The sequence below is a fragment of the Paenibacillus sp. FSL H8-0175 genome (genome assembly GCF_045040615.1).
GTDB lineage: Bacteria > Bacillota > Bacilli > Paenibacillales > Paenibacillaceae > Paenibacillus_AQ > Paenibacillus_AQ odorifer.
Genome location: NZ_CP150299.1, coordinates 3,948,319 through 3,964,169, shown reverse-complemented (window position 1 = coordinate 3,964,169; position 15,851 = coordinate 3,948,319). Strand labels below are relative to the sequence as shown.

The 15,851-nt window shown below is 43.3% G+C and carries 17 protein-coding genes; 14 read left to right on the top strand and 3 right to left on the bottom strand.

Annotation, left to right across the window (positions count from 1 at the left end; genetic code table 11):
• The first annotated feature begins 56 nt into the window (after positions 1-56).
• From rnz to MHH46_RS17585, 12 genes are all read left to right on the top strand, one after another.
• A complete protein-coding gene (gene rnz, locus MHH46_RS17640; protein WP_076190188.1) occupies positions 57-995 on the top strand; it encodes a ribonuclease Z in 939 nt (312 codons plus the stop codon).
• 293 nt (positions 996-1,288) lie between these two features.
• Positions 1,289-2,077, top strand: a complete 789-nt coding sequence (locus tag MHH46_RS17635) for a TIGR01457 family HAD-type hydrolase (RefSeq protein ID WP_076128417.1) — start codon at positions 1,289-1,291, stop codon at positions 2,075-2,077.
• Positions 2,078-2,123: 46 nt separating this feature from the next.
• Positions 2,124-2,939, top strand: a complete 816-nt coding sequence (locus MHH46_RS17630; protein ID WP_076128419.1) for an Fpg/Nei family DNA glycosylase — start codon at positions 2,124-2,126, stop codon at positions 2,937-2,939.
• A complete protein-coding gene (locus tag MHH46_RS17625) occupies positions 2,929-3,792 on the top strand; it encodes a deoxyribonuclease IV (protein ID WP_076128421.1) in 864 nt (287 codons plus the stop codon). Before MHH46_RS17630 ends, MHH46_RS17625 begins: the two co-directional genes overlap by 11 nt.
• Positions 3,789-4,133 (top strand): cyclic-phosphate processing receiver domain-containing protein, encoded by a 345-nt coding sequence (locus tag MHH46_RS17620; protein ID WP_076128423.1) that lies wholly within the window; start codon positions 3,789-3,791, stop codon positions 4,131-4,133. The genes MHH46_RS17625 and MHH46_RS17620 overlap by 4 nt, the downstream gene beginning before the upstream one ends.
• On the top strand, positions 4,130-4,453 hold the full coding sequence (locus MHH46_RS17615) for a co-chaperone YbbN (protein WP_076128425.1): 324 nt from the start codon (positions 4,130-4,132) through the stop codon (positions 4,451-4,453). The genes MHH46_RS17620 and MHH46_RS17615 overlap by 4 nt, the downstream gene beginning before the upstream one ends.
• Positions 4,450-5,235, top strand: coding sequence for an ABC transporter ATP-binding protein (locus tag MHH46_RS17610; RefSeq protein ID WP_282579836.1), 786 nt, complete (start codon positions 4,450-4,452; stop codon positions 5,233-5,235). Before MHH46_RS17615 ends, MHH46_RS17610 begins: the two co-directional genes overlap by 4 nt.
• A gap of 47 nt (positions 5,236-5,282) precedes the next feature.
• The gene (locus tag MHH46_RS17605; protein WP_076128443.1) at positions 5,283-6,299 is read left to right on the top strand and encodes an SAM-dependent methyltransferase; all 1,017 of its coding nucleotides are present in this window, start codon (positions 5,283-5,285) and stop codon (positions 6,297-6,299) included.
• A gap of 123 nt (positions 6,300-6,422) precedes the next feature.
• A complete protein-coding gene (locus MHH46_RS17600; protein WP_175618920.1) occupies positions 6,423-7,916 on the top strand; it encodes a serine/threonine-protein kinase in 1,494 nt (497 codons plus the stop codon).
• A gap of 114 nt (positions 7,917-8,030) precedes the next feature.
• Positions 8,031-9,584, top strand: coding sequence for an ABC-F family ATP-binding cassette domain-containing protein (locus tag MHH46_RS17595; RefSeq protein WP_036687697.1), 1,554 nt, complete (start codon positions 8,031-8,033; stop codon positions 9,582-9,584).
• Between the two features lie 73 nt (positions 9,585-9,657).
• Entirely contained in the window at positions 9,658-10,698 is a 1,041-nt protein-coding gene (locus MHH46_RS17590) for a ThiF family adenylyltransferase (protein WP_076128429.1), read from the top strand.
• A 116-nt stretch (positions 10,699-10,814) separates the two neighbouring features.
• Positions 10,815-11,534 (top strand): response regulator transcription factor, encoded by a 720-nt coding sequence (locus MHH46_RS17585; RefSeq protein ID WP_076128431.1) that lies wholly within the window; start codon positions 10,815-10,817, stop codon positions 11,532-11,534.
• A 45-nt stretch (positions 11,535-11,579) separates the two neighbouring features.
• Here MHH46_RS17585 and MHH46_RS17580 read toward each other — a convergent pair whose 3' ends face one another.
• Together MHH46_RS17580 and MHH46_RS17575 are read right to left on the bottom strand one after the other, a co-directional pair.
• On the bottom strand, positions 11,580-12,080 hold the full coding sequence (locus MHH46_RS17580; protein ID WP_076128433.1) for a C40 family peptidase: 501 nt from the start codon (positions 12,078-12,080) through the stop codon (positions 11,580-11,582).
• Between the two features lie 294 nt (positions 12,081-12,374).
• Complete coding sequence (locus MHH46_RS17575; RefSeq protein ID WP_036687693.1) at positions 12,375-13,016, bottom strand: thiamine diphosphokinase; 642 nt, start codon at positions 13,014-13,016, stop codon at positions 12,375-12,377.
• A 165-nt stretch (positions 13,017-13,181) separates the two neighbouring features.
• On the opposite strand from MHH46_RS17575, the gene MHH46_RS17570 reads away from it, so the two are divergent.
• Positions 13,182-13,646 carry a low molecular weight protein-tyrosine-phosphatase gene (locus tag MHH46_RS17570; protein ID WP_076184504.1) on the top strand — a complete coding sequence of 155 codons (465 nt, stop codon included), beginning with the start codon at positions 13,182-13,184 and terminating at the stop codon, positions 13,644-13,646.
• 137 nt (positions 13,647-13,783) lie between these two features.
• On the opposite strand, the gene MHH46_RS17565 is transcribed toward MHH46_RS17570, so the two are convergent.
• Positions 13,784-14,515 carry an esterase family protein gene (locus MHH46_RS17565; RefSeq protein ID WP_076190189.1) on the bottom strand — a complete coding sequence of 244 codons (732 nt, stop codon included), beginning with the start codon at positions 14,513-14,515 and terminating at the stop codon, positions 13,784-13,786.
• Positions 14,516-14,780: 265 nt separating this feature from the next.
• On the opposite strand from MHH46_RS17565, the gene pdhA reads away from it, so the two are divergent.
• Positions 14,781-15,848 carry a pyruvate dehydrogenase (acetyl-transferring) E1 component subunit alpha gene (pdhA, locus tag MHH46_RS17560; RefSeq protein ID WP_076190190.1) on the top strand — a complete coding sequence of 356 codons (1,068 nt, stop codon included), beginning with the start codon at positions 14,781-14,783 and terminating at the stop codon, positions 15,846-15,848.
• Positions 15,849-15,851: the final 3 nt, after the last annotated feature.

Below are 15,851 nucleotides of genomic sequence, written 5' to 3'. Positions count from 1 at the left end.
GTCGTTTAGAATTGAAAAGAGATGGTTGAGCCAATAAGCAGAAGGGAGGAAAAAGAATGGATTTATATTTTTTAGGTACTAATGCAGGTGTGCCAACGCTACAACGCAATGTAACGTCCGTTACATTAAGACTGCTGGAAGAACGTCGCAGTATTTGGATGTTCGATTGTGGGGAAGGTACACAACATCAGGTTCTTCGTTCACCGATTCGGCTAGGAAAGCTGGAAAAGCTATTCATTACCCACTTGCATGGTGATCACCTATTTGGTCTTCCAGGTCTATTATCAAGTCGTGGTTATCAGGGAGGGACAGCGCCGTTAACGGTGTACGGACCCCCTGGATTAAAAGCTTACTTAGAGATCTCCTTAGCTGTGAGCCAATCCCGAATTCCTTATAAGATTGAGATTGTTGAGCATACAGGAGGAATTATATTCGAGGATGATAGCTTTAAAGTTGAGGCTGCATTACTTGAGCACCGGATTGACAGCTATGGCTACCGGGTAACGGAAAAGGATAGTCCCGGAAGCCTCAATACGGAATTGCTTAAGAGTTATGGTTTAAAACCGGGACCGATTTATGGGAAATTAAAAAAAGGTGAAGATGTTGTTACGGATGAAGGTGTACGAATCTGTGCTGCTGATGTTGTCAGGGAACCCAAACGAGGACGTATTGTTACTATCCTTGGAGATACAAGACCTTGTTCGGGAGCCTTAGAACTCTCTCTTAATGCAGAGCTTATCGTTCATGAAGCAACCTTCGCCCATGATCTGGCTGACATGGCGTATCAATATCATCATAGTACAGCCCGTCAGGCTGCAGAGTTAGCAAAAGAAGCCAAAGCAGGACAGCTGTTGCTGACTCATTTCAGTTCTCGTTACAGCTCGCATGAAGAGTTAATTCCTTTGCTTGAGGAAGCTGAACTCCTATTCCCAGAGACATTATTAGCTGAGGAATTTAATGCATATCCGGTACCTCGCAGACTAAATGGGCAATAGGGGGAATGATTATTTTCCGGGAAAGCGCAGGAAATGACAGTGCTATGCTAAAAAATGCTGGATGGGACGGTTGTTCGATTTCATTCGACGAAGTGTGTTAGATTTAAAGTAATCACGGAGTAAAAGACGAACGAATGGCTGGACATATTGCCGAAAATCAGTAGGTGATATCTTCCACCTAAAGGGATTGAGTTTTTCTGTAAATCCAAGCAGGGCAAAGGCTACAAGTTTGTTAATACTATTATTTATTTATTATATTAATTAAATTTATTGTGGAAACTGAGGGGTTAGTGATGGAACAAATTGAAGGATTATTGATTGATCTAGATGGTACATTGTACCATGGGCATAAAATGATTCCCGGTGCTGATCTGCTGATAAAAGCTCTTCGTGAAGCGGATATCCCTTTTTTATTTGTTACTAATAACTCATCGCGTACGGCAGCTAACGTTGCTGCCCACTTAAGTGGAATGGGAATTGAGGCGAAAGCTGAGGAGGTATGTACCTCTTCTATGGCAGCCGCACGTTACATAGCTGAGGAATCACCTGGGGCTACAGTGGCGATACTTGGAGAAGAGGGACTGCGTATGGCTTGCATTGAGGCAGGGCTCCAAATCGTCACAGAATCCCCTGATTATGTGGTGCAAGGTATCGATCGTTCTTTTAATTATGCTTCGTTAGCTCAAGCTTCGCGTTGGATTTTGAGCGGGGCAAAGTTTGTGCTCACCAATCCAGATTTAATGTTACCATCAGATGATGGGGTTATGCCGGGTGCGGGTACGATTGGTGCTGCAATTGAGGCTGCAAGTGGAGTGAAGCCAGTAGTGATCGGTAAACCTGAATCCCACCTGATCAAATATGCGACAGATCTTCTGAACATTCAACCTGAACATGCTGCTGTTGTTGGGGATAATATGCGTACGGATATCGCTGCGGGTGTTAATGCGGGCTGTCGTACAATCCTTGTTCTTACCGGTTTAACCACTACAGAGAATCTGGAGCACTATAAAAGCATCACAGGGATCACTCCCGATGAAATATGTGCCGATTTAGCTGAACTTAAAATGTTTCTCGGTGTATAATAGCTAGGGTCTTATTTACTTCACCAACTTAGAGGGGACGATGAGTATGCCAGAATTGCCGGAAATGGAGAATTATAGACAGCTGCTTAGCCAGCGTATTATAAATGTTCCGATAACTAATGTAATTGTGAACAGAGAAAAAACAATTAACATGGAAACAGAAGCTTTCATTAATGCCTTGATCGGTGCGCGTGTTGTTTTTGTAGAGCGGCGCGCCAAGTATATTTTGTTTCATCTCCATGATGGACGAAGATTACTATTGCATTTAATGCTGGGTGGATTGCTTTTTTATGGTTCAGAAGAAGAACGGCCGGATCGTAATACGCAAGTAGAAATCGCATTTGGTGATCAGATCCTTTATTTTATGGGCCTGCGGTTAGGGTTCTTACATTTAGTATCCGTGAAGGAAAGCGAAGCAACGATGGGTAAGCTTGGACCTGAGCTGCTGGATCGACGGATGACGCCGGAACGTTTTGCAGGAATATTAAAAGGGCGGCGTGGTGCGTTAAAAAGTCTGTTAGTGAATCAGCATGTAATGGCGGGTATTGGAAATTGTTATGCGGATGAGATTGCTTTTGACGCAGGGCTTCTGCCTTCAGTTTTAGTGCAGAATTTATCACCGGAAGCCATTTCCCGCCTGTATCAAAGCATTCAAAAAGTATTGACTGATGCGACAGAGATTGGCGGATACATGGAAATGCCTTTTAAGACCGGTGATACGGTTACGGGTTCTTATAATGACCAATGTAAAGTCTATGACCGTGAGGGTGAACCCTGCCTACGCGATGGGGGAACGATTATCAAAACAGAGCTGTCTGGACGCAAAGTATTTTATTGCCCAGACTGTCAGCATGAAGCCTAAACCCAAAATAGGGGCTCATGTCAGCATTCGTGGTGGATATGGGAGAGCTGCCCGATTTGCTTGGGAGAGCGGTGCAACAAGTTTTCAATATTTTCCGAAAAATCCGCGCAGTCTGAAGTTAAAGACGGTTGATATTCGAGATACAAGGGATTGTGCACTCTTTTGCCAAGAAAAAGGGATCACCTCTATCGCCCACACCCCTTATGCAATCAATATGGCTGCGAATAGGGATGACGCTACCCCTCGAAAGGTGTATGTAGACTCCCTACTTAATGATCTGGAAATTGCTGAAGCCTGCGGTTCCTTAGGTATTGTTGTTCATTTTGGACATTTTGCTGGAATGGAGCCGTTACAAGGCTATCAAAATATTATACAATGTATGAATGAGACGCTGGAGTCCTGGGAAGGTAACGCCAAGCTGCTAATCGAGAATCAAGCGGGCAACCATGGTACTGAAGGGATTACACTTGAAGAATTGGTGAAGGTTCGTGAGCTTAGCCAGTTTCCCGAGAAGATTGGATTTTGTCTGGATACCTGTCATGCTTTTGCAGCGGGAATTTGGAATCCTGAGCATACGGAAGACTTGCTTGAACGAGGAAACCAGCTTGGATTTTGGCCGCATCTTGTAGCTGTTCATCTAAATGATTCTAAGTTTCCCTTTGATTCGAGACGGGACCGGCATGCTGGAATAGGAAAAGGTTATATCGGCGAAGAGGGTCTTAAGCGCTTAATAACTTCTGATCCATTACGTAAAAAATCTGTTGTTTTGGAAACTGAAAAGGGTCCAGATGGCAGTCATCGGAATGAAATAGCTACTGTTCGCAGTTGGTTTGAAGCGGGGGCTAGAAAGTGATTCATATCTATATGGACGATCTCCGTAAAGGTCCGCTTGGATTTGCTTTAGCCAGGACAACAGAAGAATGTCTTCTGATGCTGCGTGAGTGTGAGGTTGGTATTTTATCGTTAGATTATGATATGGGACCGGATGATTATTCTGGTGGGGAAGTGGCCAGACGGATTGTTCTGGAAGGACTGTACCCCCGTGAAATCTATCTACACACCTCCAGTGTTTTAGGGAGAAAAGAAATGTATGAAATCTTATACGCGGCTAAACCTGAGGGGATGATCTTGTTTAATGGTCCCCTAAGTTCTGATAAGCTTTATGATATCGCTGGGGAGACGGATCTGAAATGAAGGAAATGAATGAAGCGGATTTACTGGAGATACTCACGAGACCTGGAGAACCGCTGGTAGTATTTTTGCATACTCCGCTGTGTGGTACCTGTAAGGCTACAGAACGCATGTTGGAAGTAGCGGCACATCTATTGCCTGCTGAACTCCAAATGGTTGCCGGAAATGTGAACATGTTGCCTAATCTGGTCCAACAATACCGGATTACCAGTGTCCCTGCTCTACTTGTGGCTTCTGCTGACCGGATAGAGAATCCGCATATTTATTATTCAATGGTTTCAGTTGAGCGGATTCTGGAATACATAAGGAGTGTTATATCATGATCATTTCATTACAACATTTATCTCTGCGCAGAGAAGAAAGCCTAATCTTGGACGATGTATCGTTAGAAGTGAAGGAAGGCGAAAACTGGGTCATTTTGGGACGAAATGGTTCGGGCAAAACAACAATTTTGGAGATTATGACAGGTTATTTATTCCCTAGCAAAGGAACTGTTGAGGTATTGGGGAATAAATATGGTCAATGTGATTTACGCGAGGTGCGTAAAGAGATTGGTTATATTGGTCCTTCCTTAATGGAGAAAATGTCTTTAAATGATCCGGTGTGGGAGGTTGTAGCTACAGGAGCTTACGCTTATTTGCGTTTCTACGAGAGCATTCCACACGAAGTGAAGGAGAAGGCAATCCGCTTGCTAGAGGATATGAATCTGGGCAATATGGCACTTCATCCTTTTGGAACCTTGTCACAGGGAGAGCGAAAAAAAGCAATGCTGGCAAGATGTCTTATGGCTGACCCCAAACTACTGATTATGGACGAGCCTTGTGCAGGTCTTGATCTGTACGAAAGAGAAAAAATGCTGGCTGAAGTAGACAAGCTGAGACAACGTAATGTCTCCGTTGTATATGTAACTCATCATGTGGAAGAAATTGTCCCGCTTTTTACACATGTTGCTTTAATTCGCGACGGTAAGCTAGCTGGTTCCGGACCGAAAGAAGAAGTATTAACCAAAGAAATGATCTTGGCCACCTATGATATTCCTGTTGATGTAGAATGGGATAGCGGTCGTCCCTGGATTAAAATTAGACCTGGAGGCAAAACGATTTGAACGAATTAAGACATGATAACGAAGAGCAGACCACTGCTCCGGAAGAAATGGTGTACTCCCGATATATTTGTACAGCTAATCACGGCTTTGCGCCATATGCTCAGGAAGAGCTTCGGCGCTTGTTCGGCGCAGTGAAGAGTACGCTGCTGCTGCCGGGAGAAATCTTTCTAGCCACCTTGCAGTCTGAACCCGAGGAAGTATCACGATTGCTCACACAGAATCTGCCCATTTTCCTTCGTCATATACAGCCTGTGCAGTTTCAGGATGAAGGAACCATGGATGCGCTGCAGCGTTTGGCTGTTTATTTAAGCCGCCGCAGTGAACTAGAGGGGGAGAAAGTATCCTTAAATGTTCGTAAAGGGGATCCTTCCTTCTGGCAGGAAAGTCCGGGCGAACTTCGTGAATGGCTGCAGGAGCAATTGCAGAGCTTGGGTGCAGAATTTACAGTACAAGATCCGGCATGGGTCATTTCTGTCTACGCAGACGGGAATGCCTTATATGCAGGAGTGTCCAGACCAGAAGAGAATCTATCCGGTTGGAATGGCGGTGCAATCCGTTTCCGCAAGGAAGACGGACAAATCTCACGTGCTAAGTTCAAGCTGATGGAAGCGGAGAAGGAGTTCGGTATTCCTTTTTACAGCTTCCGTAATGCGCTTGATATCGGTGCCTCTCCAGGGGGCTGGACTTCTTTCTTGCTGGAACGTGGAATGAAGGTAACAGCGGTTGACCCTGCTTTGATGCATGAATCGCTGCGTAATTACCCGGGTCTGAAGATCCTGCGCAAAAATGCCGGAGAAGTGAAATTCCGCGATAATGAATTTGATCTGCTTGTATGTGATATGAGCTGGAGTCCTAAGCTGATGGCGAAGCTTGTAACCGGGCTGCTGCACAGCCTGTCCCCAGGCGGAACAGCGATTGTGACCGTAAAGCTGATGCATAAGAAACCTCTAGCGATGATCAAAGAGATCATCGCAATGTTTGAGGGCGAACGTATGCAGATTCAACGGGCCAAGCAGCTGTTTCATAATCGTGACGAAATAACACTTTATATGATTAAATACTAAGTTAGATCCTAATTTAAAATCTTAAGGGAAAGCATCCCGTTATTAACGTTATCGTAATCTGCGGTAACAACGTTAATGGCGGAAGCTTTCTCTTTTTTTTATGTGAAAAAGGGGGAAGTTCAGGTGGATTTTGCATCGAAGCTTGGGGTAGGGCAGATAATGGACGCCAGATACAGAATTATTGATCAGATTGGAACAGGTGGAATGAGTATTGTTTATCTTGCGGAGGATCTGCGTTTAAAGGGGAAACGTTGGGCTGTAAAAGAAAGTGTAAGCTCAGATGAGATGCCTTCAGACATTAAAGCTGAAGCGGAGATGCTAATGTGTCTGGATCACCCGCGGCTTCCACGTATTGTTGATTACTATCTTTCGGATCAAGAAGGGTATTCTTATTTAGTTATGGATTATATTGAAGGGATAACTTTAAGTCAGCTGATGAAGGATAATCCCGGACCTTTACCTTGTGAGTTCATCCTACAAATAGCTAAACAGCTTTTAGAAGTTCTGCAATATTTGCATGGTCATCATCCGCCCATTGTTTATCGTGATTTAAAGCCCTCCAATCTTATGTTAACTAAGCAAAAAGAATTGATGTTAATCGACTTCGGAATCGCTCGAAATTATAGAAAAGGAATCGATGAAGATACGGTGAAGCTTGGTACAGTAGGATTTGCGGCTCCTGAGCAGTATGGGAATGGGCAGAGTCAGCCGGTTTCTGATTTATATGGTCTTGGTGCATTACTTTTGTATATGGCTACCGGAGGCTTATGCAGCCACTGGGAGTCTGGAATGGAAAATAAGTTGCGTGACCATGTTCCCGGAGCTTTTATTCCTATAATTAGACGTTTATTACGGCCTCATCCGGAGGAAAGATATCAGGAGGCAACAGCTGTTATTCAAGCGCTGGTTCGTGTGGAAAATGATATGGATGAAGGTAATCCTTTAGCAGTGTCTGTGCCCCTAGCGGTTGATAAACGGAAGGCTATAGTGATCGCCTTACTTGGAGTAAGGCCGGGACTTGGAACAACACATACTTCATTTGCGATTAGCAGTTATTTGGGACAGATCGGTTCAACAGCTTGGGTTGATCTATCTCCAGATTCATCTGTTTATGATCGCATGCACAGTATGCTTGACGCGCAGAGCGCTTCAGTTCCTGCTAAGAGCCCTGAGCTTGCATTTTCCTGGAGGAAGGTTCATTACTGGAAGCGACCTCTCCATGGGAATGTAGCAGAGCTTATGAGAGGGGGTTATCAATTTGTTGTCTTAGATCTGGGAACGGGTGGATTTGATGGAGCGCTGGAAGAAATCAAGCATAGCGATATTCCCATTCTGATTGCTTCTGGCGCCGATTGGCGATTGGAGGAAACTTTATTATGGATTAAACGGAGTGGGCTGCAGCCTGAACGGGAATGGAGAGTGGGGTTACCACTTGCTGAATACCAATCTGTTGAAGTATTGCGAAATTCTTTAGGTATAAATAGAGTTTATAATCTACCGTGTCAGCAAGATCCATTTTTACAAAAAGGGAAGTTGGCAGATGTAATTGCTGAGCTGTTAGGGGACATTAAGGGCGAGCGAAACGTTGGAAAACGCCGTGGTTTTTTCTTAAGATAGGCTATTGGGACTAACATTTAATTCAGTGTTCCGCTAAAGTATGATAAAATATATATTTATACGTGATTTGATTTACGCATTATTTAAGTATAGACAGGAGCTTGCGGAGAATTTATGAGTTTACTTACTGTAGAAGACGTTTCCCACAATTTTGGGGATCGGACATTGTTCAAGAACGTGTCTTTCCGGTTGTTACCAGGAGAACATGTTGGAATTGTTGGAGCAAATGGCGTTGGTAAATCGACGCTAATGAATATTTTGACAGGAAAGCTTTTGAAGGATAATGGTAAAGTAGAGTGGACCCCTCGGGTGCGTTACGGTTATTTGGACCAACATACGATTCTTACACCGGGCAAAACGATTCGCGATGTTCTAAAGGACGCTTTTTTGCCATTGCTTGAGTTGGAGCAGGAAATGCTGAAGATCACAGAGCAGATGGGTGATGCTTCGCCTGAGGAACTAGAAGTACTACTGGAGCAGATGGGAGACATTCAGGAACAACTGGATATCGGAGATTTCTATCTGATTGATGTAAAAGTAGAGGAAATGGCCAATGGTTTAGGCCTGTCCGTGATTGGGCTAGATCGTGATGTTGCTTCTCTCAGCGGTGGTCAAAGAACCAAAGTGCTGCTGGCGAAGCTGCTACTGGAGAAACCCAATGTACTATTGCTTGATGAGCCTACCAACTATTTGGATGTTGAGCATATCGATTGGCTGACCAACTATTTGAAACAGTACCCATATGCATTTATATTGATTTCCCATGACACTGAGTTTATGAATAAAGTCGTTAATGTCGTTTATCACTTAGAGTTCGGTAAATTGACCCGTTACACGGCGAACTATGAGAAATTCCTCGATATGGCGGAGATGAACAAAAACCAGCATATCGATGCCTATGAGAAGCAACAAGATTTTATCAAAAAACAAGAGGACTTCATCCAGCGGAATAAAGCGCGTGCTTCAACTTCAGGCCGGGCAAAAAGCCGTGAGAAGCAGCTTGATCGTATGGACCGAATTGATCGTCCTGAAGAAGCTGCTAAGCCGACCTTTAAGTTTAAAGAGAGCCGGGCAAGCGGGAAAACTGTCTTCGAGGGAATTGATTTCGAGATCGGTTATGATCGTCCGCTGCTGCCACAGCTAAATATGGTCATTGAACGTGGAGAGAAGATTGCTATTGTTGGCTGCAATGGTGTGGGTAAATCGACACTGCTGAAGACAATTCTGGGAGTGATCCCAACATACAGCGGCAAAACCTATCTTGGGGATTATCTGAACCCTGCATATTTCCAACAAGAAGTGAAAGCAGCTAGTCTTACACCCATTGAGGATGTCTGGAATGAATTCTCCAGTTTAACTCAGAACGAAGTTCGTGGACATCTGGCACGCTGTGGCCTAAAAAATGAACATATTACACGTCCGCTTAGTATGCTGAGTGGTGGGGAGCAAGCGAAAGTGCGACTTTGTAAGCTTTTGATGCGCGAAAGCAACTGGGTACTGTTCGATGAACCTACCAATCACCTTGACGTTATCGCTAAAGCAGAGTTGAAGCGCGCTTTGCAAGAATATAAAGGCACAGTCCTGCTTGTATCTCATGAACCTGATTTTTATGAAGATTGGGTTACGAAAATTTGGGATGTTGAGCAGTGGTCAGCTGTACAAGTATAGAATAATCATAAATCCGGAGAATAGCAGACATCCTGCTGTTCTCCGCTTTTTGGATATGGGGAGGAGATAATGCATGTTTCATAACGCTGGGCGAGAAGATCGATACTCACGGCAGATACGTTTCACGCCATTTGGTACTGAAGGACAGCAGGGTCTCGCAAAATCAAAAGTGCTTGTAGTTGGTGCGGGTGCGTTAGGTACAGGGATTGCAGAGACATTAGTCCGCTGTGGGGTTGGGCATGTTCTCATCGTTGACCGCGATTATGTAGAGTGGAGTAACCTGCAGCGCCAACAGCTGTATACCGAGATGGATGCGCAGGAGCGAGCTCCAAAAGCCATTGCAGCCCAGAACAGACTGCAGCAGATTAATTCTGAGGTTGTCATAGAAGCGCATGTTATGGATGTGCGGAAGGAAGAGCTGGAAGGACTCATCTCAGGGGTGGACCTGATTATGGATGGGACTGATAATTTCGATACACGTCTCATCATTAATGATATTGCCCAAAAGAATAATATCCCTTGGATTTATGGAGCTTGTGTAGGAAGCTATGGAATTACATATACGATTTTGCCTGGAGAAACGCCATGTCTTCATTGTCTTTTAGGTACAGTTCCACTAGGGGGAGATACCTGTGATACAGCGGGTATTCTTCCCCAGGCCGTGCAATTGGTTACTGCAAATGCTACAGCTGAGGCGTTAAAGCTTCTCGGTAACCGTAAGGACCAATTAAGGAATAAACTGCTGACTTTCGATGTATGGCGTAATGAACATCAAGAAATTGGCGTGAAAAGTGCTAAAAAGGAGAATTGTCCTTCTTGTGGGACTCATCCGATCTACCCTTATCTAACAGCCTTAAATACGGAACGAAGTGATGTGCTTTGTGGCAGGGATACCGTACAGATCCGCCCTGCCCGGCCGCAGAAACTTAACTTGCAGGAAACAGCCAGTCGTCTGTCTCGTTTAGGAGACGGTGAGGTAGAGAGCAATCCTTATCTGATTTCCTTTAAGGAAGGTCCTTACCGGATGGTGATCTTCGCAGATGGCCGGGCATTGATCCATGGAACGAAGGATATTGCCGCTGCCCGTAGCTTTTATCATCGATATTTTGGATAAAAAGCATAATAAACAGATCTTCAGGCCATTTCATAGGAATGGTCTCTTTGTTTTCCGGGGATTCTATATCTATTAATGGGATGCTGATGCATGTCTGATGGATACGGGGGATCTTCGTGAGTGAGCAAATGATATGGTACATGTCTGCGGGAAACGGAAGAGGAGAGGAAGAACTAGACGCTATTGCGAAAGTGTTTAATGATATCGGTCTGCAAATAACAAAAAGCGAAGATCCCGAAGATCTTCGCTTATCCATTTCTGAAGTAGAACCGGTATTACTGCTTGCTGATTTAGGCGAGGTGGGAACATGGGAAGGATGGAAAATCATTTCCGCAGTAAGAGATGAGGGAATGATTCTTCCGGTCATGGTGATTTCCGAAGAATTATCTGGTAACGGAGCAGTTGCGGCCTTTTTAGCCGGAGGGAATGATTTCATGACAAAACCACTACATACCGGTGAATTTAAATGTAGAATTCTAAATTTATTAACCCTCACGGGTCGGCGTCGAAATTTAAAACATCTGTTAAAGGTAGATGGTTTAATGCTCGATCCCAGCCGCAGGCTGGTCACCCGTGAAGGGATCGAGCTTAAGATGACGCATAAAGAATTCGATCTTCTATATTATCTCGCTGCGAATCGAGGGATTATATGTTCCCGCGAGGAAATACTCAAACAAGTATGGGGATATCAATTCCATGCAGATACCAATGTTGTAGATGTATACATCAGGCATATCCGCTTAAAAATTGATAAAGGGTACCGGAACAAGTTGATTCATACTGTTCGCGGAACAGGATATGTAATGAGGGTGCCCGAAGGCAGCACCACATCCTGAGACTAATTCTCTTTTATAGAAAAGACTCTACTATAGAGCTGTTGTTTACAGTACGCGGCGAGCCTTTAGATAAGTCTTTTTCCATGTACCAGAATTAAGATCAGAAACCGTAACACCTGGTTTACCATAAGTGTGCAGAATTTTACCGTTCCCAGCGTAAACAGCTACGTGAGTTACATTTTTACCAGTTGCTCTGCTGCCGCTGGAGAAGAATACAAGATCGCCGACACGAAGGTTAGCTTTGGATACAGCAGTTCCTACTTTTGATTGAGCCGCAGCTGTGCGGGGTAATGATACATTATATTTATTAAAGATATGTTTCATAAAGGAAGAGCAGTCAAAAACCTTAGTAGTAGAAGTAGAGGCTCCGAATTTGTATGGAGTTCCCATAAAGTTTTTTCCGAAATTGACGACGCTTTGTCCTTTGGACACCGTAGCGGCTTCAACTTTAGTTGCACCTACACCAGTTGCCATCATTGTTCCTAAGCCCATTGTAGTAACCATTCCTATAACAATCGCTTTTTTTATCCATTGTTGTTTATTCATGTTGTAAGTACCTCCAAAGTTAGTATATCAATCTGTCTTGCTTGGCTTGTCTTGCTTGCCTGATTCGTAGTATAGCAGGTTATCTATGTCATAAAATTTGGTAGAGCAGCAATAAAGTGAGGCTGGGCCTGGGTTGTAAGCGTTTTATTAAAAATTCATTAAAAGTTACAAAAAATTAATAACTTGATATTTTGAGCAATAAAATAAGCCGCAAACCCCTTGATATATAAAGGATTTAACGGCTTTTTAATTTTGAAACAAAAGTTACAAGGATGTTTCTATATCACTATGTATTTAGTCTTTGCTCTGGATAATCAGCAATAATCCACTACGTATTCTAACTGTTCCAGTGGAGGAAATCAGTTTGTTGCTTACACCTAGAGATTGCCCTAGCTTTAAAGTAGCATCATTCAAAGGATATTGAAATCCTTCTAATGTAATCCCTGTTACTTCAGGAGTTAATGGAAGCAAAGATACATAGGTGTAGCCCAAATCTTCAATGACTGTTTGGGATCCGGTAAGTGTCACATAGTTATTAGAATCCATCACGTAGCAATTGATTTGCCGTTGCAGAGCCCTTGTCATCATTTGAATGCTGGCTAAGGAGTGATCAATTCGAGTGCCTGTAACTCCTAATAGTAAAATAGAATCAGGTTGCTGATTCATTGCAATATCGAGTGCCATCTCACTGTCGGTTAAATCCTTGTTCACGGCGTCACAAGTGATTGTTTTTTTACTTTTGGATTGAATATCCTGAAAAGCCTCAGGCGATACAGAATCAAAATCACCTACCGCAATATCGGGTATATATCCATGTGAGATGAGGAATAATGCACCCCGGTCCGCACCGATAATAAAATCTTCTTCATCTAATAGAGCGAAATAATCCGGAGATAGTTCTCCACCGGCAAAAATAACAACTCGTTTGGATGGCATAACATCCATTCCTCCTCTAAAACTCTAGTTGGTTATCCTGTCCCAGTATAATGCAGATCGAAAAGTTGCACAATTGACCAAGACAACGCTAAAATGATAGTGTGCGATTTTTTATGTGCATAAATTCATATTTACTAATGTTTTAACAATTGGGAGGTGAATGAAATCGTAAACGTGCTATTTGTCTGTCTGGGTAATATTTGTCGCTCACCAATGGCGGAGGCCGTTCTGCGCCATAAGATTGATGAACGAGAGCTTTCACATAAGATTCTGGTTGACTCTGCAGGAACTGGAGATTGGCATATAGGTAAGGAACCGCATGAAGGGACTAGACGTATACTTGATCAAAACAAGATTAGCTATGCAAATATGGCAGCGCGTTTGGTCAGTAGCGAGGATTTTCAGAAGTTTGATTATATCGTCTGCATGGACAAGTCTAATGGAGAGAATGTTCGAAAGGTTCCTGGTGGAGAAGAGGCTAAGCTTTTGTTCTTCATGGATTTATTGCCTGAGGAAGAATTGAGAGAAGTACCAGACCCTTATTTTACAGGTAATTTTGAACAGGTATATGATTTGATCAATGCAGGCTGTGACGTGTTGCTAGAAATGGTGATAAGAGAAAAGCTGTAACCCGGTTGGGTTCCAGCCTCTCTGATTAGTATTAAAGTAAATTAAGGAAATTTGCTGGATTAAACTGTAAGCGTAAACACGGCTGAAATCTACATACGTTCTTTAGATGTTCATTTTTTGCTTCTATCAATAAGGCATTATGTGTTTAAAAAATAGAGTAGAGATTCAGGGAGTTCCTTTTGCCAAAAACCCCAGAGATGACGACCGTCTTTCTCCCGGTAGGATACGGTAGCTCCACGTGCTTCAAGCAATGCTTTTGTTTCTCTGTTCATCTGAACAAAATCATAGGTCCCTGTATCAGTCTGGTAATCTGTTTCCTGCAGTCCAACGACCATATTAATGTTGAGCCAGGAGAGATCTTCTTCTTTAGCCAGCATGGCTTGTGATTCGGGATAGAATGCACCGGATAGGCTGATGATACGTGTGAAGATAGCTGGATAAGCAAGAGCGAGATGGAGGGAGACGCTGCCTCCAAGGGAATCACCGGCTAAGATTCGTTCGTCGGGTGTACGGCGTACGGGATAATTTTTTTCAATGAAGGGAATAATCTCTTCGGAAAAGCAAGATAGGTACTCGTTGAATCGGCTGCCGAACGGAGCGTATTCTTGAGTCCGAACAGCGACGTTAACTTCTACACCAACGATAATGAAGGGCTCGACATCTTCTTCTATAATAAGTTGTCCAGCAAGTGTAGCAATGCGTCCAAAGTTGAAAAATTCTTCTCCGTCTTGGCAGTACACCACGGGGTAACTCAGAACTTCATTGTAGCCTGGGGGCAGATAGATACGTAATTTACGTTCCTCCTGCAGATGTTCACTCCAAAGCGTTTCTTTTACAATTGTGCGTTTCAGAAAAACAGAATCGCTCATCGTTGTCACGTCACCTTTCTTGTCGAATTTTGCAATACACACAGGGTTACGCTAAAATTATTAAATGTGTAACTGTGTTATTAATCATTTACTTGTTGGAAAAGTGTTAAACTGTTATATAAAATTTCCTCACCTGTTATACATACAAAATTTGAAGGAATATAAATTTTATAAGTATTTCTTTGACGAAAGTAACTAAACAGGTGTATAATAATATTATAACAGAGGCAGCTGATATTCAAATTTTTTTATTGAGGTGAAGATAATGAGTAAAGTTCCTTATGAAGTGTATACAGAGGACGTCGAGGCTCTATCGGTACTTTCCCCGGATGGAGAAATTATCAATAAGGATAAGATGCCCGATTTAACCGACGATCAACTGAAAGAAATTATGTATCGTATGGTATTTACCCGTACTTGGGATGATCGTGCAGTAAACCTTGGCCGTCAAGGTCGCCTTGGTTTCTACGCACCGGTATCCGGTCAAGAAGCTACCATGATTGGTAGTGAGTTCTCTTTGGAGAAAGAAGACTTCTTATGCCCAGGCTACCGTGATATTCCGCAGCTAGTATGGCACGGACTTCCATTGTACCAAGCTTTCTTATATTCCCGCGGTCACCAACATGGTGGAGCTATTCCTGACGGGGTTAATGTATTGATGCCACAAATTATCATCGGTGCGCAAATCCTGCACGCTACTGGTATTGCTATGGGCTTCAAATTGAAAAAACAAAAGAATGTTGCAATTACTTACACTGGTGATGGCGGTTCTTCAGAAGGTGACTTCTACGAAGGCTTGAACTTTGCTGGTCGTTTTAAACTGCCTGTAATCTTCTTTGTTCAAAACAACGGTTATGCGATTACGACTCCGTTCGCTAAACAAACGGCTTCCAAATCGATCGCTCACAAAGCGGTTGCAGCTGGTATTCCAGGGATTAAGGTTGACGGTATGGACATCTTTGCAGTAATCAGTGCTGTACGTGATGCTGCAGAACGTGCACGTAACGGCGAAGGTGCTACATTGATCGAAGCTGTAACTTACCGTTTCCGTCCACACTCCCTTTCTGACGATGCAAGTAAATATCGTTCGAAAGAAGAAGAAGGACAATGGAGTGAAAAGGATCCAATCGCCCGTCTTGCCAAGTATTTGGAGAAGAAAGGTCTTTGGACTGAAGAAGATACACTGCGCGTGAAAGATGAAGCGAAAGCTACTGTTAACGAGCAGATCAAAAAAGCTGAACAAACCGAAAAAATGACAATACCTGGCTTGATCGACAGCATGTTCGAAGTAACACCTAAACATCTGGAAGAGCAAAAAGCCGATTTTGAATAAGGG